Source organism: Alteromonas sp. ABH4_453 (assembly GCF_056160665.1).
In genome coordinates this window covers 166,479-187,477 of record NZ_JBSWXP010000004.1, presented here as the reverse complement: position 1 = coordinate 187,477, position 20,999 = coordinate 166,479, and the positions used below count along the sequence as shown (strand labels likewise).

Below are 20,999 nucleotides of genomic sequence, written 5' to 3'. Positions count from 1 at the left end.
GTTTGCTAATGTAAGTTATAGACTCAACATTCTTGCCTTACTAGGAAAAAGCAACATGATAACTTATCCAGATAATGTGACGTGTCTCGCCGACTATATTGAAAGTGTCTTGCACAAGTTCGCAAGCAAACCTGCATATACGGCACTTGGGCAAACTCTTACGTTTGCCGAAATTGACAATAAGTCATCAGCACTAGCACGCTATTTTGTGCATGAGGCAAAACTTTCTCCTGGTACCAAGGTCGCAATCCAGCTTCCTAACCTAATTCAAAATCCTATTGTTGTTTACGCCGCTCTCCGCGCTGGACTCGTTGTAGTAAACACAAATCCTCTGTATACCGAGCGTGAGATGAAGCACCAGTTTACCGATAGCGGTGCAAAAGCATTGGTTATCTTAAGCGACTTACTTCCAAAGTTTGCCAGCATAAAAGATGACACAGGTATCGAAACAGTTATTACCACTTCGGCGACAGAACTGCTAGACCCTAGTACAGCGCCAACGCTCGACGGAACGACATCTTTTACCAAAGCGGTTGAAGTTGGAAGTGCACTGCCTTCATTTGCTCGTCCATCAATCGCGTTAGACGAACTTGCCATGCTGCAATACACCGGCGGCACGACAGGTGTCTCTAAGGGCGCTGCGCTTAGCAATAAGAATGTTCTAGCTAACTGCATACAAATGCTTGACCGCATTGGTGAAGGTTTCAAGGACGGCGAAGAAGTGCTTGTGTGCCCGTTGCCGCTTTATCATATCTATGCGTTTACGGTCGGTATGATGGCGCTATTTGCAAAAGGCACGCACATTATTCTTATTCCTAATCCGAGAGATATAGACGGTTTCATTCAAACCCTCAAGCCTCATAAAATATCGGCCTTTATGGGTATAAATACGCTATTTGTCGGACTTGGACGGCACCCAGAATTTGCAAAACTCGACTTTTCTCAACTACACCTCACTATGTCTGGCGGTACTGCGCTCACCCAAGCTGCAGTATCAATTTGGCGAGACGTAACAGGGAATACTATTACCGAAGGCTATGGGTTATCAGAAACAGCCCCCGTTGTTTCATTTAATATTCCAGGCAAAGAAGAAATAGGTACTGTTGGCCATGAACTAGAAGACACAGAGGTGGCACTTCTTGATAGTTATGATAAACCCGTAGCTGAAGGAGAGTCTGGACAAATAGCAGTGCGTGGGCCACAAGTGATGCTGGGCTATTGGAACCGCGATGACGAAACCGCAAAAGTGATGACCGAAGACGGCTTCTTCAAAACCGGGGATATTGGTATTCGTACAGAATCTGGCGCAATTAAAATTGTAGACCGCTTAAAAGACATGATTATTGTCTCTGGGTTTAACGTGTATCCCAATGAGATTGAGGAAGTACTAACGTCTCATCCTGACGTAATGGAAGCGGCTGTAGTGGGTCAACCAGACGACAAAACTGGTGAGCGCGTTTGCGCCTTTATCACTGTTGCAAACGATATAAGTATCGATAAGGTGACAGCGTATTGTAAGCAACATCTTACCAACTACAAAATCCCTAAATCGATTACCGTTCTTGAAGAGCTACCTAAATCTACAGTGGGCAAAATTCTCCGTAGAGAACTACGTAGCGCGTGACACCACGGAAACGGCCAACCTTTATAAAGTTAGGCCGTTTTTACTTATAAATCAGTTTATTGCTACCAAAGACTAACATCCTAATATTGTAAACTGACGCGCCTCTTACTATAAATAAGGAACGCTACCGTTAATCTTTGCCGATAATGCTTTCAAAGACGTTATTTTTTCATAGTTTAGATGAGTTAAAACAAGAAAGTGACGCTTTGAAAGCGTTCGCTCCATCGCTGTTAATTATATACGCATCATCTCCATTTCTCAGTTCTCCCGACCTATATCCGATAGTGAGTGATATTTGCCCTAACTGCGTTGGATGCAGTACCGCAGGGGAAATTTCCGCGAACCGAGTAACTACTAATAGTATCTCTGTCGTTCTTTTGCGTTTCGAATCTTCGTCATACGTGAAAATACACCAAACAACGTTAAGCAACATGCCGTCTTCTTTTGAAACCGGTCAGTCACTTGCAAGTCGTATTGAAAAAAATGACCTAAAAGGAGTTTACGTATTGGCGCCTGGTGTCGAAATAAATGGCTCAGCCTTGCTAAAAGGCATTTCGACTCACCTATCGCAGAATATAGGAATAAGCGGTGGTCTTGCCGGCGATGATGGCGCATTCAAACAAACTTACGTACTGCATCCTGATGGCATAAATAGCCGCAGTGTTGTTGCCGTTGCGTTTTACGGTCAATCACTTAGTTTTGACTACAGCGCACGTGGCGGATGGCGGTCATTTGGCCCAGCGCGAAGAGTCGCTTCGGCAAAAGAAAACCTGCTGTTCGAACTCGACGATAAGCCGGCATTGGATATCTACAAAGCGTATTTGGGTGAATACGCGGAAGACTTACCAGCGAGCGGGCTTCTGTTCCCTTTTGAAGTGCTAAATGAAAACGGCGAGCCAACGGGAATTATTAGAACTATTCTTGGCATTGACGAGCAAACTAAGGCCTTAGTATTGGCGGGTGAAGTCAACGAAAGTCAGTACTTGCGTCTTATGAATGCGTCAACGGAGAACCTTATCAGCGGCGCACTTGAAGCGATAGCCCCTATTGCCAGCAAAAACAGAGAAGAAGATTTGCACTGTCTAGCTTTGGTGACAAGCTGTGTAGGTAGAAAACTAGTTATGGGTGGTCGCGTTGAGGAGGAGATTGAAGAGTTAGCTCGCCAGCTAAGTAGTAATACCAATATTGCTGGGTTCTATTCTTACGGAGAAATAAGCCCTTCATGCAATGATAGTCCGTGTGAACTGCACAACCAAACGCTAACCCTCATGCTGTTGAGGGAAACTCATTGAATTCCCTATTAGAACGTCAGTTACGCCGAGCGTTTCAGCTTAACGATACAGAATCACTCGCGCTGTGGCTTAAGGGACTTGATGATGATAGTGAAGATCATACAAACCTGAGTCTGCAGGCGCTAAAACGAGGACTTGCTGCTCTTATCCCAAGAATTGACGAATCTTACACGTTTAATGAAAGGGACATCAGATTAAGAGATAGAAGTTTACATATCAGCTCTGAAGAACTTATGGCTGTAAATAGAAAGGTTCGTGAAGAGTTTAACGAACAAAAGGCCGTTATCGAAACCTTACGATTAGCAGTAAACCAACTTTTAGAAGAGCGAAATAAGCCGCTGATAGATGAGAAATTCACCAACCTATCAGATCTTTCTTCACTCATGTACGAGCTTATATGTGAACAGAAAAATGCAAATAATGAGCTGCTATTACAGCGCAAAGCTATGGATAAACACGGCATAGTCGCAACTATCGATCTCAAAGGTACGTTATTATCAGCGAACGATAAATGCTGTCAGCTTTCCGGCTATTCTCGCAAGGAATTAATAGGACGAAGCATTGCTATTTTTCGCGTTCGAAATATTTCGACCACTGAACAAGTCAAAATATTAGAAAGTCTGATTAAAGGAGAAATTTGGCAGGGAGAACTAAATAGCTTTACTAAAGATAACAAGCCTTGGACTGTGTTTGCAACCGTCGTACCTATCGTAGAGTACAACCAAGGGATAAACCGTCTCGTCGTCATTTGTACTGATATGTCGGAACAAAAACGTCTTTCTAGAAAATTAAAAAAAGATAGAGCTTTCCATCAGAGCATTACCAATAGCATAGGTGAAGGCGTTTATGCAGTTAATGGTGAAGGCACAACACAATTCCTTAACTCCACTGCTTCTCGTCTGCTTGGATGGACCTTAGAAGAGTTACAAAACAGACGCTTTCACGATACGGTTCACTACCAAAACGGTGATGGTACCTTGCTTCCCAGAGAACAATGCCCAGTGAACTTAACGATTAAACGTGGCGCATCGTACACCTCTTATGAAGATTTTTTTACTGATAAACGAGGACGCTTATTCCCTATTTCTATCGTTGCCGTTCCGCTTTTTGATAAAGAAGGTAAGCCGGATGGGCATGTTGGTGTTTTTAACGATATTAGCAACCAAAAAGCCATTGAGCACAAGCTCCAGAAAGCCTACGACGAGGCTCAAAGCGCCAACAAAGCAAAGAGCGATTTTCTCGCAACAATGAGCCATGAAATTAGAACACCAATGAATGCCATTATTGGGTTAACTCATCTGGCATTAGAGTCACAGGATAGCGACCAACAGCAACAGTATTTGGAAAAAGTTCAGAACAGTGCAAATGCGCTTCTTGAACTCGTCGACAGCATCTTAGATTTCTCAAAAGTAGAAGCAAACAAAATCGAAATCATCGATGAACCTTTCACCTTAACCAGGACCATTGAAAAACTGGCGCAAGTATTTCAAGTTAAAGCGCAACAAAAGCAACTTCAGCTTCTTTTCGACATTCGCTGTAGCACGAGTATTACCTGTCACGGCGATAGCGAGAAAATTTATCAGGTGCTTCTGAACCTTTTAAGTAATGCCATAAAGTTCACTGATAAAGGAAGCGTAACACTTATCGTCGAACAGAAAGGTTCTATGCTGATGTTTTCCGTATCCGATACTGGGATTGGAATAAGCGTTGAAGGACAATCTAAGTTATTTAATGCATTTGTTCAGGCTGACGCCTCTATATCAAGAAAGTTCGGTGGCACGGGATTGGGCTTGGCCATATGTAAACGGCTAGTCGACTTAATGGGTGGAAACTTAACCTTAGAAAGCAAAGTGGATGAAGGAAGCTGCTTTTCATTTTCATTGCCGGTGTGCCACAACGAGAAGGGTGAAGCCAAGCCTACGTTACCCGCTTCTCTCCCTGAAAACATTGTATGTATTCAAACACATGAAAGCGTAAGACAAGGCTGTGAGGTGATTCGCAACACACTAGAGAGGCTCGGTATTAAGTGTCAGGTTGTAGATGACGTCAACAATACGCTTCCAGACAGTGCTAAGCTTAGCATAGCGTTTCTGTCCAATGACGAGGGAAGTTGGAGGGGGCTGTCTAATAACTTGGAAACTGGAAAATATAGCAACATTAACTTGTGTGCTTTGGTAAGTTTATTCAGCCGCCAAGAGGTTCAGAAAAGGTTGGGGCATTTATTGCCTGGCGACCTTAAAATTGTAGAGCTTCCGTTCATTGATAGCGACCTCATTTCTGCACTTTCGCCGCTTCAAACCTTTGAAAAGAAGCAATCGATGGACGGTTTAGAAAACAAAAAGTGGCGTACTGTACGGTTGGCTGAAAAACAGGTTTTAGTGGTGGATGACGACCCGATAAGTGTAGAGGTTAGTCAGCAAATACTTGTCGATTTAGGTATGAAAGTACTAACAGCAACGACAGGAAACCAAGCCTTAGCACTTTGTGAAACTTCAAAATTTGACGCACTTTTGCTTGATTGTCACCTGCCTGACATTTCCGGATATGACATAGCCGAAATACTTTCACAACAGCATGGTTGGACAGTACCCATCATTGCACTTAGTGCGGATGAAACGCATGAAGCTTCAGAAAAAGCATTGGCTTCGGGCATGTGTTTTCATTTGGTCAAACCAGCTAAGGCAGATGAGATCATTCACACTATAGATACGAATATTCACGCAGGCTACATTGAAGTAAATATACCGGATGATCCCAGCCCTTTCATTTCTTCATTGGTAGCTTTCTACAATAAATACAGTCAGCAGAGTGTAATGTCAGATTTACTCAACATTTTCCACTCGCCCTCTGTCGATAATCTACTATTAAAAGAATTGTACAATGATGCTCAGAGCATTGGTGCCTCTACCTTAGCACAATGTTTACAAATACTGATTGAAACAGATAAAAGGCCTGAAGCTATCATTGCAAAAGATGTTGCGACTCTGTCCTTTGAGCTAGATGCGACACTTCGCCTCATTGCACATACGATAAATAGGGGCACGCTTAAAACCGATATGCACTTGAATGAAACCCTGGATGAAGCGGCTATTCTTTCAAGCTTAGACACTATACAGAATGCGTTAGAAGCTTACGATGCAAAAGCCCTTGAGTACATATCCAGTTTTGCTGCACAACATTCAGAATCTCGCTTTGCAATTGAAATTAATCGGCTTAGGCAGCTCGCCTCTATTTATGATTTTGAAGCGGCTTTAGTCCTAATTAAACAGTTGATAGACAATATTAGTAATGAATATCCCGAAACCAAAAAGTAATAGATTTAGCGTACTTGTTGTCGATGACGAGCCAGCCAATATAGACATATTGCTTGGCATACTTAGCCCTTATTACGAAGTTAAGGTCGCGCCATCCGGCGCGGTTGCCCTCAAAATAGTTCAGCAGTTTACGCCAGACCTAATACTGCTAGATATTATGATGCCGGATATGGATGGGTTTGAAGTATGCAAACAATTAAAAACTGACAGATTGCTAAGCCAGATTCCGGTCATTTTTGTCACAGCACTGACACAAGGTGAAAGCGAAGAAAAGGGTTTTCAACTGGGTGGTGTCGACTATATAACCAAGCCTGTATCGCCTAGCATTACATTAGCGCGCGTGAAAACACATATTAGCCTTGCCCATCAAATGCGTATGACAGAAAACCTAGTGGCCAAGCGCACTGAAGAACTTAGTAAAAGCCAACAAAGCGCCATTACTATGTTGGCTGCTGCTGGTCACTATAATGATACCGATACGGGACATCATATATGGCGTATGGCAGCTTACAGCAAATGCTTAGCTATTGCCTGTGGTTGGTCGTTTGACGACGCTTGCTTACTCGCGCAAGCTGCGCCCATGCATGACACGGGAAAAATCGGTATTCCCGATGCAATTTTGAAAGCGCCTCGTCGCCTTATAAACAGCGAAATGGAGGTGATGCGCACTCATGCACAAATTGGTCATAAAATTCTTTCGCAGTGCGATACGCCTTTGTTTAACCTTGCGGCGGAAATTGCGCTATGTCATCACGAAAAATGGAACGGCACAGGCTACCCCAAAGGCTTAGCTGGTGAAGACATCCCTCAGAGCGCGCGAATTGTCGCCATTGCCGATGTATTCGACGCCCTTACGATGAAACGCCCCTACAAAAAAGCATGGTCTGATGAAGAAGCATTTGAACATCTCCAGGAAGGCGCGGGTAAACATTTCGATCCTCATTTAGTGGCGTGTTTTTTCTCTATCAAACAGGAAATAATCGATACGAAAAAGTATTGGAACCAGTTAGAGGCCGAAGGACAGATGGCATCAGTAAGCAATTTACTTCCCTAAACTCTAAATAAGCGCGACGTCCCCTTATCTACCATGACAAAGACGGTGAGCGACTATATCAAAGGTATGAGTAAATGAATGGCATAAAAAAAGGTCGATAATTTATCGACCTTTTCAATGAGTTTGTGTTTTAAACACTGACTTTAACTGGCACCAAGCTCGGCAGCGATAGCGTCAGCTTGGCGTTTTTCGCCCTGCACAAACTGCTTCCACTGCTGTGCCATAGCACGGCTTTTCTGATGCTTTTCAGCCTCTGCTAATTGGTTAAGCGCAAGGGCATATTGCTTTTTATTATACAGCGCCATGCCTTTAATCAAGTAAACCAGACCAGGGTTTCTTAAGTCACCCTTTTCAACCGCACGGTCGGCAGCAGCGATGGCATCGTCAAAGCGCTCTTCATTAAGAAGAATTTGCGCTAACTGTGCATCCAACTCACCGTCTTCAGACAGTTCAGCCGCTTGCATCATAACGGGAATGGCTTTGTCCTGCTCTTTAGCAAGTGACCAGCTTTGGCCTAAGAACTTAAGGTTGCGCAGGTTTTTCTCTAGCACACCATCGTTCATCGCCTGCTCCATCAGTTTCGCACCTTTGTAAGGTACGCGATGGTAGTAATAAAGCTGTGCCATGTTAAACACGTCAGCTGACGTATTGACAAACCCACGTTGGTAGGCGGTTTCCATGATGGCCAATTGCTTGCGCTCTTCACCTAGCTCACCGTACATACCAGCTAGCTGGATCCAATACTTAGGCTCATCAAACAACTTCACCATTTTAATAAGAACATCTTTAACCTTTTGAGGCTTCTTGAGTTCATAAAAAATTGCACGTTGAAGAATTAACCACCCTTCATCAGGGATCATGCCTTCAGCTTCGTGGTCAGCCACCGCTTCAGAAATCCACATTGCAGCTTCGTCGTACTGTTTATTTTGGTAGTACGCCTGGGCCTTTATCACTTTGTTTTTAACCGGTACAGGGCCTGTATTTAGGCTTTCCCAACGTTCCAAATAAGTGATGGTGTCGTCGTAATTACCCTGCATAAGGTTAAGCTGAGCCAAACTGAAAAGTGTCGTCATTTCGAACTTTTCAGGAATAGGCTGCTGCTCTACCACTTTAGCAAACGATTCCAACGCTTTTGCATAGTCTTCGTTGTTGTAGTAAATGAAGCCGAAAAAGTTGTACATCATGGCTTTTTCGTAGGCATTCATTGAGTCAGACTTATCTTCTACTTCTTTCAGTATAGCGATAGCTTCTTCAATATTACCTGCTTCATCCGCCGCCGTTTGTGCGCGAGCTAGCTGTTCGTAAACCTTGCCGCGTAATGTAGGTACGCGGCGAGTTTTCTTCTCGCTGGCTTTTTGCTCTTGTGCAATAGCGTCGTTGGCAACCAACATGCTAGGTACAGATACCGTGGCCGATGCAAATGCAAACGCCAGTGCACTAAGCAATGTATTCGTCTGTTTTCTCATCATGTTCTGTTACCCGTCAATTTGGAACGTAATACGGTTTTGCACACCAGACACTTCTGTTGCTTCGCCGTTAACAACACGAGGTTTATATTTGAACTTCATGGCAGCATCGATAGCCGCTTGTTCGAATATACCTTCTGGGTTTGCTTCTACAACAATTGGGTCGCGCACCGCACCTTGCTTAGTTACCGTAAATTCAACAATAACAAAGCCTTCAATGCCCCGTTGAAGTGCACGTCGTGGATATACCGGCGCAACTTTAACGATCGGGAGGTATTCACCGTCACCTGACTCAAGAGCCAAGCCTCCATCTAAAGAGATGTCGTCTCCCACTTCGGCCCCGAAATCCATCGACGTACCTTCTGCATCAGGAGAAGGCGAGTCCATTTGAGGTTGCTCCATTGGCGGAGGTGGCTCTTTTGGCTTAGGTGGCTTCTTTGGCTTACGATCTTTTTTCTCAACCTGCTCGTCCTGCTTGACCCTTACAAAGTCAAGCACGCTTCCCTTGGGCGGCTCAGTTAGTGCGCTGCCACCCATCTTGATAAGCGATTGCATCAAGAAGAACAGGCCTAACGTGATCGCAAGGGAGATAACAAATGCGATTAAATATCGTGGCATGATTTATTGCTCTTGGGCTGCAATCGAAACATCGTAAACGCCAGCGGCTCGTGACGCGTCCATAACCTTAATCAAGGTTTCTGTTGTGGCCTTTTTGTCAGCCTGAATAACAACAGTACCCTGTGGGTTTTCAGCGTGTAGGCGCTCAATATTCGCCTGCACTGCGCGAACATCAATACGACGCTTGTTTATCCAAATTTCGCCTTTATCTGAAATAGCGATAAGAATGTTGGCGCGATCCTTTTTCACAGCTGTGGCTGCTTCAGGACGGTTAACATCAATACCGGCTTCTTTCACAAATGACGCAGTCACAATAAAGAAGATCAACATGATAAATACAACGTCCAGCATGGGCGTCATGTCGATGGCTGCTTCTTCTTCATCGACTAAGTTTTGAAAGTGCTGCTTCATAATAAATACCTTACCTTAATGCTTAGCTAGCATTAACGTTGAATAATCAATGCATCCTCAAGATGCGTGCGTTCTGATTTCACCATACGTGTTAACCAGGTAGCGGCGAATACGCCTGAAAGTGCGCCAACCATTCCCGCCATTGTGGGGATAGTGGCTTTCGATACACCTGATGCCATTGAACGAGCATTACCTGAACCCGCAATCGCCATTACATCGAACACTTCAATCATACCGGTAACCGTTCCCATCAAGCCTAGCAGCGGGCAAAGCGCTACCAGAGACTGAATAATTGGGATGCTGCCGTTTAGGCGCATGGTTAACTGTGAAATTGTTTTCTGACGAACTTGCTCAGCGAACCAAGAAGAGCGGTCGGTACGTGCTGTCCACATTGCTACCGCTTCTTTCTTGGCTTGCTTGTGCCAAACCATCAGATACATCGCACGCTCGAGGATCAAAAGCCACATAACGAATATCAGCAGACCGATGACCAGGAGAACCTGGCCACCTGTTTCTGTGAAATCGCGAATTGCTTCTAGAAACTCGATCATGATTAGCCTCGCTCAGCGCGCTCTGCAATTACGCCAGACGCCTGTTCTTGTAGTATGTACACAATGTTCTTAGAACGTGTGTTAAGCATTGCATAAAGCAGTGTCATTGGAATCGCTACAACAAGACCTAGTACTGTTGTTACAAGTGCTGTTGAAATACCACCTGCCATCAGTTTCGGGTCACCTGTACCAAACAAGGTAATTGCTTGAAAGGTGTTAATCATACCGGTTACGGTACCTAGTAGACCCATAAGCGGCGCAACTACTGAGATAATCTTAATGATAGTTAAGTTACGACCTAGCTTAGGCACTTCGCCCAAAATCGCTTCTGTAAGGTGAAGCTCAAGCGCTTCAACGTCAGCGTCTGGGTGCTCGTCACGGACTTTAAGTACACGGCCAAGCGGGTTGTTAGTGTTAACTTCTTTGCTCTTAAGCTGCTTGTTCACTTTCATGCGCGTTAGCGTAAGCGTTACAAGACGCTCTAGGGCAAGTAGTAATCCGAAAGCACCAACGATAAGAATGATATAACCTACAACACCGCCCTGTTCTACACGCTCTTTAAGATTAGGCGCTTGAACAAGAAGACCTAGGATAGAACCACCTGTTGGGTCGATACCAAATTGAACTAACTCGCCATTTGATGCTTGAAGCTCTGCCGCAGAGTCGTTGTAACGATCAGCAGGCTGACGTACTAGTTCAGACACTGTGCCGGTTACACCGTTGTAGTCTAGGTATTTACCGTCGGCAACTAGCGCGAACGGACCTACACGCACAACAGATTTGTTCACTTTCTCGCCACCAGCTTCAACAACGTCAGTGGTAAAGGTAGTCACCTTGCCTGATTCAGTCATTTCACGCTGCATTTCAAACCACACGCGCTCAATCTCTTCAATTGAAGCAAGTTTTGAGCTTGAACCCATATCTTGTGCCATTTGGTCAAGGAACTCTGAACGGCCTTGAATTTGCGCAGATATTACTGAGTTATAGAATTTGTTTTTGGTGTCGCCAGCGATTTGCTGCAGCACACCGAATAGCTCTTTTAGTGAACCAAGACGCGTGTCTAGTGCACCGTTTAAGTCAGCCAGTTTGAATTCGTTTTCTTCAAACTGAGTTTCAAGCTGCTCAGATTGTGCAAGCATTTGGTCACGCTTTTCACGGGTTTCGCGAAGAATGCGATCTTGCTCTGCACGTTGTGATTGGAAATCACGCTCGCGCTGTTTGTTTTGCTGAGACTGTGCGAACTGACCTTCTTCTAATTGCTTTAGAAGTGCGTCTAAGTCCATCGCACGGTCGCTTTGTGCGAAAGCACCAACGCTGATGCTAAGGGCTGCTAGACCAACAGCGATACGTTTTACTGTGTTAAACATTCTCATCAACCTCTTAGTCTGTAATTGCCACTGGCAGCATTAGCAAGTCTGGTGCAAGTTGCTTCTTCGCCATGCGCAGACCTTTTGTAATTTGTGTACGGTAGCTGCTATCAAGCTCTTCCCACTGACGGGTTTGCTTGTTCCAAACACCCTGCATGCTAGCATCACGTGTTTGATAAATTAGCGCTGTGCGACCAAGGCGTAGGAATTCTACATCACGCTCTTGACCGTTAATTGAATGAATACCGCTATACGCTTCCATAGTGCGGCCGTAATCCATCTCTACTTGATACGCTTCCATAACGCGGCGGAATTTTTCAGATGCAGCAACATCGGCGCGGTCCATCATGGCGCGAAGGTCAGCGACGCGGTTAGCGCGCTCTTCTGGAAGGAAAGGTACGTCTAAAGCAACAAACTGCTCTAGGCCGTCAATCATACGCATCATAAGTGGCGTGATTTGGCGTTCAACAACAGACACTTCGTCAATAGCTGAGTTTAGGTCTGCCATTTCTTGTTCTTGGTTATTGATTTGCTTACGAAGCTGAGTGTTATAAACCTCAAGGCCTTCGATTTCTTTCATCAATGTTTTGAACTGTTGAAGTTTGCTGTCAATTTGATCGGTAATACCGTTTATTTTTTCTTGCGATTTTGCCGCTGACTCATTGATTTTCGCTGCCTCATCGACAACGGGTTTTAAGACTTCATCGTCTTGTGCCAGTACCGGTGTCGCTGTAAGCGCACCTGCAACTAACAAAGCATTGATAAGCTTCATACATTCAAACCTTTAAAGTTAAAAGAAATCGGTTGTATCCGACTATAAATTTCTGCGCGTAGGATAGAGTTTTTCTGTGACAGTTTTATTACGAAACTGTCATATTAGAACCGAAAGTGTCATGTTTAACTCATAAAAAAGGCCGCATGTAGCGGCCTTAAGGATAAGTTCAGTTTTTAGAAGTCATATTTAAATGACAATCTAATACCTGTACCTCGTGTCTCAGACCTAAGCAGGGTATCGTTAAATTCAATTTCACGATCTTCGCCTAGAATATTCTGAACACGTAATGTGACAGTGCTATTAAAGTCTGGGTAGTACTTGTATACCATATCCAATGAATGAAATGGTTGTTCGAAGTTATCGTCGAAACCATCAATACCCGGAATTAGAATACGCTCACCGAATACGTTGTATACTAACGACGCAGTGTGTTCACCGTTGTCAGAGTCATAACCCAACTGCATGTTAAGTACATACTGAGAGTGGCCGGTCATTCGGCGCTCAACATTAGTAATTGCCGCAGAAACACCAGTTTGCTCAACGATGTTCTGACGATCTAATACGATTTCAGAATCACTGACAGTGATGTTACCTGTAGTAAACAAGTTGTCCCAAATACCGTCGCCAATGAAGGCTAAGTCTTGTAAGAATTCAACTTCAACCCCGTACACCTCGCCAGATTCAGCGTTAGCAATACGAATTAGCGGTGGACCATCCTGAGCCGGAGACTGTACCGATTCAATTGGCGCCTCCATGTCTTTATAGAATAGGCCTACTGACACGTTGTTACCTGCTTCGCGATACCACTCCCAACGTAAATCATAGTTAATGATATCTGTTGTGCTTACACCAGGTGTACCAGCAATCGGGAAGTTAGTTAACGGGTCTAAGTAAGTCGCCGAAGAAACCTCACGAAGATCGGGACGAACAACCGTTTGACCGATACTGGCACGTAGCTGCATATCGTCTTCTAAGAAGTAAGTCACTGCAAGCGCTGGATAGAAACCGTCTTCTTGGAACGCAAGCTGTGAACGATCTGCTTCGTCACTCAAGTCAAACTGGTTTGTGCGCGGGTCTAGCGGCGCCACTACCTGACGGAAATCTTCATAACGAGCACCACCGGTGAAACGCCACTTGTTGTCATAGAAGAAATCAGCTTCTAGATAGTAAGCATCAATTTTCTGGCCCGCTACATAGTCATCACCAGCAATAGTCGTATCACGAATAATGGGTCGGCTAGACAAAGATAGGGTGTCTAAAACACTGTCGCTGAAAATTTCGCTAAAGTCGTTACCGTCTAGAATTGAACGGTCTTCAACACCAAGTGTATTGATGTCGAAACGACGGTTTTCAGCAGTACGTGTTTTAGTTACAAAGCTTGCACCCACTTTGTACTCGGTTTCCCACTTACCCATTGTCATGGGGTAAGTCACGTTATAGCCAAAGTTTTCCAAGCGATCGTGAAGGTCTTGGAAGGTGTAACGTGCCGCAGTCTGTGCATCTGACAAGAAGATTTCGTTTTCATCGTCAAAGATGCCGTCTTGGTTCACGTCTTCCATTACGAAACGCGCATTGAAGTTACCCGGCGCATGACGTACAGAGCGACCCAACGAGTAAGTCCAGTCAATACCCATGAAGTTTAGTTCTGGGATGGTGTGCTGACCTTTAATCTGATTGGTATAAAGCGAGCGTTCTTCGTACTGAACGTCGATATCACGAATACGCAAACCTTCTGCTTGGTTCAAGTTTTCCGTGTTACCAAACATTTCGCGAATTTCATCGCGCGTGTCGTTTAGTACAATAAGGCTGTAATCAATACGATGTTGACGGTTGTAGTCTACACCTAGTGTTAATAGTGAAGACCAAGTCACCGTTTGCTCAGTACCTTGAATATCGTCAAAGAAGCGTACATTGATAATGTCATCGCCCACTAAGTCAGGGTCTTGTAGCTCGTATTCTTCAGAAGAGCGAGTTTGGGCTGAGTAACGTGAAGTTACCAAAAAGCCAAAACGCCAGTCGTCGTCGTAGTCGTAACTGTCACCATAGGTAACGTTAACGCGCATATCAGGGTCAGCTGATTCTCTCTCAAGCCCATATTCTCTGTTAACGCCCTTGAACAACTCTAGCGCTTCCTCGGGCTCTAGGTCGTCTAGGAAATTCTTTGAATCCCAACGCTCTTGGATCGCAGCAGAGGCTGCACGAGTACCGTCGTCTTCACCTGTCCAGTCGCGACCGCCACCAGCATAATCCAGGACATCGCCAGAGTTTTCCGTATCGATACCAACCGCAGCTGATACGTTGAAAACACGCTGTGTAGGTATAGATTTCAATCGGATATTTACGTTACCGCCACCGAATGCCGCAGGCATGGAAGGCGAATACGATTTTTGAACCGCAAGGCTTTCTATAATGCTCGACGGGAACAAGTCGAGAGGTATTACGTTACGCGTTGGATCTGGGCTTGGCACGATTGCGCCGTTTAATTGTGTTGATGAGTAACGCTCACCAAGACCACGAACGTAGATGAAACGACCATCTACAAGTGTAAGACCAGTTACACGACGAAGTGCACCCGCAGCATCACTGTCACCAGTACGAGCTATCTGCTCAGCACCCATGATGTCAGCTACGAAAGCTTGATTTTTACGTTCTTCCATTACTGCCGTCGCCGTGCCCTTTAGGCGTGTACCGGTAGCGACAACTTCCTCAATCACTTCGTCTTCGTTTGATTGAGCGAAAGCCATAGACGCTGGAAGCAAAATACTTGCTGCAACGGCTAAGCTAATGGGCTTTAGAAGAAACCTGTTAGCAGGTCTGTTCATGATGAACCTCTTTAGAAAGGAATACATTCACGAAAATAATTCGTGTCTTACAAACTTAAAAGCAAGTGCGCCACTTTTGCAACGCACTTGCTTGTTTTTAGCTATGCGAACTGGGTCTTATTCAAGACCAACAGTCCATCCCGCAGTCCAGTCGTTATCAGCGTCTTTAACTGCGCCGATAAAATCTACTGAAGAGAAGAAGCTGTCTAGCGTCGATACGTCAGTCGCAGCAGTTGCGTCTACTGTGTAGATACCGTTAAGTACTGTCGCAGTATTATCAAGTAGGCTGTTACCTGTTTGTGCGGTGAACCAGTCTTCTTGGCTAAAGTCACCAGAATCTTTGATGTTTTCGGCACATGCTAGTACAGAAGTTTCAAAAGTAAGTTGTGGGTCGTTAGTGCCGTCCATGTTAGCAAGTAGCGTAGTGTCGCCATCGCTTAGGTCAGCTTCGAAACATTCACCCATACCCGCTGGGCCAGTAACTACGAAGTTGTATAACTGTGCGTTTGTCTGGTCGCGAAGAAGAACGCCTTCAGAATCAGAGTCAGCAGTATCGAACTCGTTACCAATGATAGTCATGTTAGCAACCATTGGGTTAGAGAACGCAGTACCGTCACCGCCGTCGCCGTCACCTTCAATTGCGCGGTTAGCATCAGAGTTGTCTTCTGCGTGCTTAACAAGAACGAATTGTAGTTTACCTTTGTAACCGTTATCCCAGTCTACAGAGTCATCTTGGATGCCTGTTAGCGTAAGATATTTAACGTTTACTGCGCCACCGAAGAACTCAACACCGTCGTCTGCGTTTTTGTGTACTTGTACATACTCAACAGTAGTACCAGAACCCACACCACCAAACGTAATACCGTTTAGTTCGTTATCTGGGGCGATTTCGAAACCACCGTGCATTACGCGAACGTAGCGAAGCGTACCTGAACTATCAGTGTTATCTGTACCACCGAACACTGCACCTTCTTGTGCACCTTCAACTTGAAGTGAACAGTCAGTACCGTCTTGAGGGCACTTAGTAGATTCGCCGTTACCTAGAACAATCATGCCGCCCCATTGACCAGCTTCACCCGCTTCAAGACCGCCAACAACGTGGTCACGTGAAGTGAATGTGATTGGGTCTTCAGCAGTACCGTTTGCATTAATTTCTGAGTCACGGCTAATTACTAGGTAGTCGTTACCAGATGCGCCATAAACAGTTACGCCTGGCTCAACAGTAAGCGTTGCGCTGTTTTCTTTGTCGCCACCTACGAATACTGCACCTGAAAGCGCGTAGAAGTTACCTTCTGTAAGCGTAAGGTCAGATGTGATAGTACCTGATACTTCACACGTAGTGGTTGAACCGTCTACTGGCGTGATTGAAGTTGTACCTGATGGACAGCCAGAAGCAGTTTCCACTAATTCGATGTTACCGCCACCGAAACCGAATGCCCAGCCTTGACGCCAGTCATCTTCGCCAATAGCACCAACGAATGTGTTCGCTTCAAAGAAAGTATCAAGCAATGTAGACGCGTCGCCACCAGCTGTAAGAAGGTCGCTTTGAGCTGTTAGTGTACCGTCTGGGTTAAGACCAAGATTTGCGCGGTCTTCAAACGCGATTAGCTGGTTGCCTTCTTGACCTGTAAACCACGCTTCTAGGTCAACTGCACCTTCTGGTGTGTTGAACGGCTCAGAACAAGCGATAGCTGAGTAAGTCATGGTTAGGTCACCGTCAGAAAGGTTAGCTTGAACCGTTTCGTCTGTGTCCATTTCTAAACACTCGCCCATTGCTTCTGGACCAGTGATAAGGAAGTTCATTAGGTTTGCGCCAGTTTGGTCGCGAAGTAGTAAACCTTCAGAGTCAGCGTCTGCTGTGTCGAAAGTGTTACCGATAACTGTCATGTTTGCGATCATTGGCTTAGAGAATTCTAGGCCGTCACCACCGTCGCCGTCACCTTCAATACCGCGGTTTGCGTCAGAGTTGTCAGCAGCGTGCTGAACGTAAACATACTGAAGCTTACCTTTGTAACCGTTGTCCCAGTCTACTGAGTCATCTTGGTTAGCTGTTAAAACTAAGTGTTTCGCGTTTACCGCGCCACCGAAGAATTCTACACCGTCATCCGCGTTGCTGTGTACTTGTACATAGTCAACTTCTGTACCTGAACCAACACCACCAAAAGTGATACCGTTAAGTTCGTTGTCTGGCGCAATTTCAAAACCAGCGTATTTAACAACTACGTATTTAAGGATACCAGAGCTGTCTGTATCGTCTGTACCACCAAATACTGCACCCTCTTCTGCACCTTCAACCTGAAGCGCACAATCAGAACCGTCTTGTGGGCACTTAGTTGACGTACCGTTACCAAGAATAACTACGCCGCCCCATTGGCCAGCGCCAACTTCATCACCAACAACATCGTTAAAAGATGTCATGATGATAGGCGCTGATGCTGTACCTTCAGCTTCAATTTGTGAATCACGGCTTACTACAAGATAGTCAGCGCCAGTACGACCAAAGATCACTGTGCCTTCTTCGATTGCAAGTGTCACGCTGTCAGCTTTGTCGTTACCGATAAACACTGGACCTTCAAGCGCCCATACTTTGTCGTTGGTTAGCGTGATAACGCCTTGGTCGTCAGCATCGTCAGCTGTTAAGCGACCTGAAAGAACGCGTACTTCAACCGTTTGGCCGAACGCATCAGAAACTTCACCACTTAGGAAAGAGCTAACTTCACCTGGCGCTGTATCAGTTGAACCTGTATCGCCGCCAGTGTTGCCGCCATCAGTGTCACTGCCACTATTGTTTGTTGTATTAGTAACGCTGTTATCAATATCGCCTTCGCTAATATTGATGTCGCCGCCACAGCCTGCTAGCACAAGAGCAGTAGCAATAGCTGAAGCTTTGAAAAGTTGCTTAAGTTCCATGTGTTTCTCCAAGTACGGTATAATTATGGATTTAGAAAACGCGAAAACTTTACCTAAGGTAGATGACACATTTGTTACATAAAGGCGCTGTAACAAAAGTTTCACAGAAAAAGTTCAATTTTAAGCTAAAAAACACCCAATGAACTGTAATTCTCGCCAATAATAAATTTGTTTTTATTTGTTTTTCTGAAACTTAGCGGAGGAACGCTTGCATCGCTTACTTGAATTCGAGAATACTTTTGTACTCGCCATAGCCTCTATTGCCCCCCAATCTTAACCTAGATTGTGAGCCTACCTGCCTGATTTGTGACGTAATTATGACAAGAATGGTTGAAAGCACCTGAATATTTCAAAGCACTTTTTTTGAGAAAAATCTGTTTACTAGGTATGTCGTTACCAAATCGTTAGTAGTGAAAAACAAAATTATTCATCGAGTAATCGACGTTGGCGTACCAATACATCTTCACGAATAGGGAAATACCCATCTCTTAACACCTGCTGCTGCCCTTCCTGTGACAAGATATAGCGCAAAAACTCCCTTTCCAGAGTAGGTAAGGGCTCACCTGGCTTTTTATTTATCACCAAATAAAGAAAACGAGCAAACGGATACGTTTCGTTGCGCACCGTATCGATAGAAAGAGGGATTAAGCTATCTAGCGACTCACCTAAAGGCAAAGCGCGAACCCCTGCGGTTTTATAGCCGTAAGCAGCATAGCCAATCGCACCTGTACCGCTGGCAACAGACAATACTACAGAAGCAGAACCGGGTTGCTCATTAACCGTATTCTTAAAGTCCCCGTCACACAGCGCCATCACTTTAAACAAACCATAAGTACCCGATACTGAATTTCGACCGTACAGCCTGATAGGAGAGCGATAGCCTACGTCGTAAACGTCAAGCTGAGACCAATTGGTAATGGCTGTATCGCTGCCACAAAACTGGGTCTCAGAAAAAACGGCATCAACTTGCTCAAGAGTCATCCCCGGCAGCGGATTGCGTCTGTCCACGAAAATGGCGATGGCATCCATTGCCACTTTCAATACTGTTGGCGGGTAACCGTGGGTTCGCGTGAAGTCCCGTATCTCACTGGGTTTTAATTCTCGGCTCATAGGCCCTATGGTTGCAGTACCTTCAATCAGCGCAGGCGGAGCGGTAGATGAACCAGACGCCTGAATTTGAAAGCCTACCTGCGGATAGAGGGTTTTGAATTCCTGTGACCAAAAGGTCATTAAGTTTGCCAGCGTGTCTGAACCAACAGAAGATATTTTTCCTGCCACCCCAGGCTTTCGTTCATAGGCTGGTACTTGATACGCGCTTGAGGCTGATGACGAACCTTGTGAACTTTGGGGCTTGGCAAATACTCCAAGTGGCAACATTAAAGTTACTGCAAAGATGAGATTTAAAAGACCTAAATATTTAAACCCGCTCGCCATTCTATGCCGTTTTCTCACCAACGTTTCTCGCCTCTTACGGTTACAGCTTTTCTGCAATCAATTCATTATCCAAAACAAAGGAGAATTGGCTACCTTCACCCAGTGTACTGGTTATATCTAGACGGGAATTATGATGACTTAATACATGTTTTACAATGGAAAGCCCCAAGCCTGACCCCCCTGTTTTACGAGAACGCGCCTTATCCACACGGTAAAAGCGTTCTGTTAAGCGATTAAGGTGGTTCTGTTCAATGCCATCACCGTTGTCTACTACAGAAAACTGAGCGCCGCTCGCACCGCGACGCCAATATACGTTTATCTCACCACCAGCGGGGGTGTAATGAACGGCATTAAACACCAAGTTAGAACAGGCACTGCGTAGTTCGGTTTCGACACCAAAGACATACAACTCTTCATCAATATGGAATTTGATAGCGTGGTTCTTTTCTTTATTGAGGGCCAGTGCTTCCCTTTCAACTTGAGCAAGCACAGCAGGAATATTCACAACATTTTCGTAGATGCGTTCAGAGCTGGCTTCAATACGCGATAGCACAAGCAAATCTTCTATCAAATTTTGCATGCGTTGAGTTTGCGATGTCATTTCTTTCATCGCTTTTTGCATGAAAGGATCAGAACCTTCATCAATAGGTAGAATTTCAAGATACCCGTTAATGACCGTGAGCGGTGTACGTAGTTCATGCGAAACGTTCGCCACAAAGTCTTTACGCATCTCTTCAAGCTGCGATACACGTGTTATATCACGGGCAATCAGCAACAGATGCTCATCGCCATAAGGCATTATTCGATACTCGAAGGTTTTATTGGGGTTCGTCGGCGATGGTACTTCAATGGGGTATTTGTAGTTGCCCGCATGAAAGTACTGAATAAATTCCGGGTGACGCAACAGGTTATCGATTCGACGTCCAGAGTCTTGCGGCCATTTAAGCCCCAAATCTAACCGCGCCAGGCGATTACACCAAATAATACAAGCCTTAGAGTCAACCACAACCGCCGCATCTGGAAGGGCTTCAGAGCCTTCTCTAAAGCGTTTCACTAACTCGCCAAGCTCTTTGCGTTTATTGCGGTTACGGCGCTGAAGATAATAAATACCTTCATAAATATGCTCCCATACGCCACGCACAGTAGGGGGAGACATTTTACGACTATGCCATAACCAGCGGTTTAACTTATAAAGGTGCCAATAGTTAAATAATAAAAGTAGCGTTGCGCCAATAGCAACGGCAAACAGCATATCATCCAAATACCACCCTACAAGCGCAAAAACCACAAGGAATAGCACTAAGCGCAATGTACTTCTCAACCAAGAGAACGGGTAATACATGAAATAACTCGCGTTGTTA

At 45.0% G+C, this 20,999-nt stretch carries 14 protein-coding genes; 4 read left to right on the top strand and 10 right to left on the bottom strand.

The genetic code is table 11. The features are described from left to right. Window positions 1-55 precede the first annotated feature (55 nt). From ACXAGV_RS09550 to ACXAGV_RS09535, 4 genes are all read left to right on the top strand, one after another. Window positions 56-1,624, top strand: coding sequence for an AMP-binding protein (locus ACXAGV_RS09550; RefSeq protein ID WP_474873049.1), 1,569 nt, complete (start codon window positions 56-58; stop codon window positions 1,622-1,624). A gap of 206 nt (window positions 1,625-1,830) precedes the next feature. Continuing rightward, complete coding sequence (locus ACXAGV_RS09545) at window positions 1,831-2,916, top strand: FIST signal transduction protein (RefSeq protein WP_474873048.1); 1,086 nt, start codon at window positions 1,831-1,833, stop codon at window positions 2,914-2,916. After that, window positions 2,913-6,230 (top strand): ATP-binding protein, encoded by a 3,318-nt coding sequence (locus ACXAGV_RS09540; protein WP_474873047.1) that lies wholly within the window; start codon window positions 2,913-2,915, stop codon window positions 6,228-6,230. Before ACXAGV_RS09545 ends, ACXAGV_RS09540 begins: the two co-directional genes overlap by 4 nt. Further along, a complete protein-coding gene (locus tag ACXAGV_RS09535; protein WP_474873046.1) occupies window positions 6,205-7,284 on the top strand; it encodes an HD domain-containing phosphohydrolase in 1,080 nt (359 codons plus the stop codon). The genes ACXAGV_RS09540 and ACXAGV_RS09535 overlap by 26 nt, the downstream gene beginning before the upstream one ends. Window positions 7,285-7,427: 143 nt before the next feature. On the opposite strand, the gene ACXAGV_RS09530 is transcribed toward ACXAGV_RS09535, so the two are convergent. The 10 genes from ACXAGV_RS09530 to phoR all read right to left on the bottom strand — a co-directional run bounded on the left by ACXAGV_RS09530 (window position 7,428) and on the right by phoR (window position 20,980). After that, on the bottom strand, window positions 7,428-8,753 hold the full coding sequence (locus tag ACXAGV_RS09530; protein WP_474873045.1) for a tetratricopeptide repeat protein: 1,326 nt from the start codon (window positions 8,751-8,753) through the stop codon (window positions 7,428-7,430). A 6-nt stretch (window positions 8,754-8,759) separates the two neighbouring features. Beyond that, window positions 8,760-9,368 carry an energy transducer TonB gene (locus tag ACXAGV_RS09525; protein ID WP_012517281.1) on the bottom strand — a complete coding sequence of 203 codons (609 nt, stop codon included), beginning with the start codon at window positions 9,366-9,368 and terminating at the stop codon, window positions 8,760-8,762. Window positions 9,369-9,371: 3 nt separating this feature from the next. Next, entirely contained in the window at window positions 9,372-9,779 is a 408-nt protein-coding gene (locus tag ACXAGV_RS09520) for an ExbD/TolR family protein (RefSeq protein ID WP_071817097.1), read from the bottom strand. A gap of 32 nt (window positions 9,780-9,811) precedes the next feature. After that, a complete protein-coding gene (locus ACXAGV_RS09515) occupies window positions 9,812-10,330 on the bottom strand; it encodes a MotA/TolQ/ExbB proton channel family protein (RefSeq protein WP_014978335.1) in 519 nt (172 codons plus the stop codon). Window positions 10,331-10,332: 2 nt separating this feature from the next. Further along, window positions 10,333-11,697 carry a MotA/TolQ/ExbB proton channel family protein gene (locus ACXAGV_RS09510; RefSeq protein WP_474808686.1) on the bottom strand — a complete coding sequence of 455 codons (1,365 nt, stop codon included), beginning with the start codon at window positions 11,695-11,697 and terminating at the stop codon, window positions 10,333-10,335. Window positions 11,698-11,710: 13 nt separating this feature from the next. Further along, a complete protein-coding gene (locus ACXAGV_RS09505) occupies window positions 11,711-12,469 on the bottom strand; it encodes a DUF3450 domain-containing protein (RefSeq protein ID WP_474806290.1) in 759 nt (252 codons plus the stop codon). Between the two features lie 176 nt (window positions 12,470-12,645). After that, a complete protein-coding gene (locus ACXAGV_RS09500) occupies window positions 12,646-15,294 on the bottom strand; it encodes a TonB-dependent receptor domain-containing protein (RefSeq protein ID WP_474827788.1) in 2,649 nt (882 codons plus the stop codon). A gap of 117 nt (window positions 15,295-15,411) precedes the next feature. After that, the gene (locus tag ACXAGV_RS09495) at window positions 15,412-18,204 is read right to left on the bottom strand and encodes a hypothetical protein (RefSeq protein ID WP_474873044.1); all 2,793 of its coding nucleotides are present in this window, start codon (window positions 18,202-18,204) and stop codon (window positions 15,412-15,414) included. Between the two features lie 423 nt (window positions 18,205-18,627). Continuing rightward, window positions 18,628-19,581, bottom strand: coding sequence for a PstS family phosphate ABC transporter substrate-binding protein (locus ACXAGV_RS09490; protein WP_474873043.1), 954 nt, complete (start codon window positions 19,579-19,581; stop codon window positions 18,628-18,630). Between the two features lie 97 nt (window positions 19,582-19,678). After that, window positions 19,679-20,980 carry a phosphate regulon sensor histidine kinase PhoR gene (phoR, locus tag ACXAGV_RS09485; RefSeq protein ID WP_474873042.1) on the bottom strand — a complete coding sequence of 434 codons (1,302 nt, stop codon included), beginning with the start codon at window positions 20,978-20,980 and terminating at the stop codon, window positions 19,679-19,681. Window positions 20,981-20,999 lie beyond the last annotated feature (19 nt).

Coding starts and splice junctions, on each gene's coding strand:
- ACXAGV_RS09550 (WP_474873049.1), top strand. CDS start 56: ATGATAACTTATCCAGATAATGTGACGTGTCTCGCCGACTATATTGAA.
- ACXAGV_RS09535 (WP_474873046.1), top strand. CDS start 6,205: ATGAATATCCCGAAACCAAAAAGTAATAGATTTAGCGTACTTGTTGTC.
- ACXAGV_RS09530 (WP_474873045.1), bottom strand. CDS start 8,753: ATGATGAGAAAACAGACGAATACATTGCTTAGTGCACTGGCGTTTGCA.
- ACXAGV_RS09525 (WP_012517281.1), bottom strand. CDS start 9,368: ATGCCACGATATTTAATCGCATTTGTTATCTCCCTTGCGATCACGTTA.
- ACXAGV_RS09520 (WP_071817097.1), bottom strand. CDS start 9,779: ATGAAGCAGCACTTTCAAAACTTAGTCGATGAAGAAGAAGCAGCCATC.
- ACXAGV_RS09515 (WP_014978335.1), bottom strand. CDS start 10,330: ATGATCGAGTTTCTAGAAGCAATTCGCGATTTCACAGAAACAGGTGGC.
- ACXAGV_RS09510 (WP_474808686.1), bottom strand. CDS start 11,697: ATGTTTAACACAGTAAAACGTATCGCTGTTGGTCTAGCAGCCCTTAGC.
- ACXAGV_RS09505 (WP_474806290.1), bottom strand. CDS start 12,469: ATGAAGCTTATCAATGCTTTGTTAGTTGCAGGTGCGCTTACAGCGACA.
- ACXAGV_RS09500 (WP_474827788.1), bottom strand. CDS start 15,294: ATGAACAGACCTGCTAACAGGTTTCTTCTAAAGCCCATTAGCTTAGCC.
- ACXAGV_RS09495 (WP_474873044.1), bottom strand. CDS start 18,204: ATGGAACTTAAGCAACTTTTCAAAGCTTCAGCTATTGCTACTGCTCTT.
- ACXAGV_RS09490 (WP_474873043.1), bottom strand. CDS start 19,581: ATGTTGCCACTTGGAGTATTTGCCAAGCCCCAAAGTTCACAAGGTTCG.
- phoR (WP_474873042.1), bottom strand. CDS start 20,980: ATGTATTACCCGTTCTCTTGGTTGAGAAGTACATTGCGCTTAGTGCTA.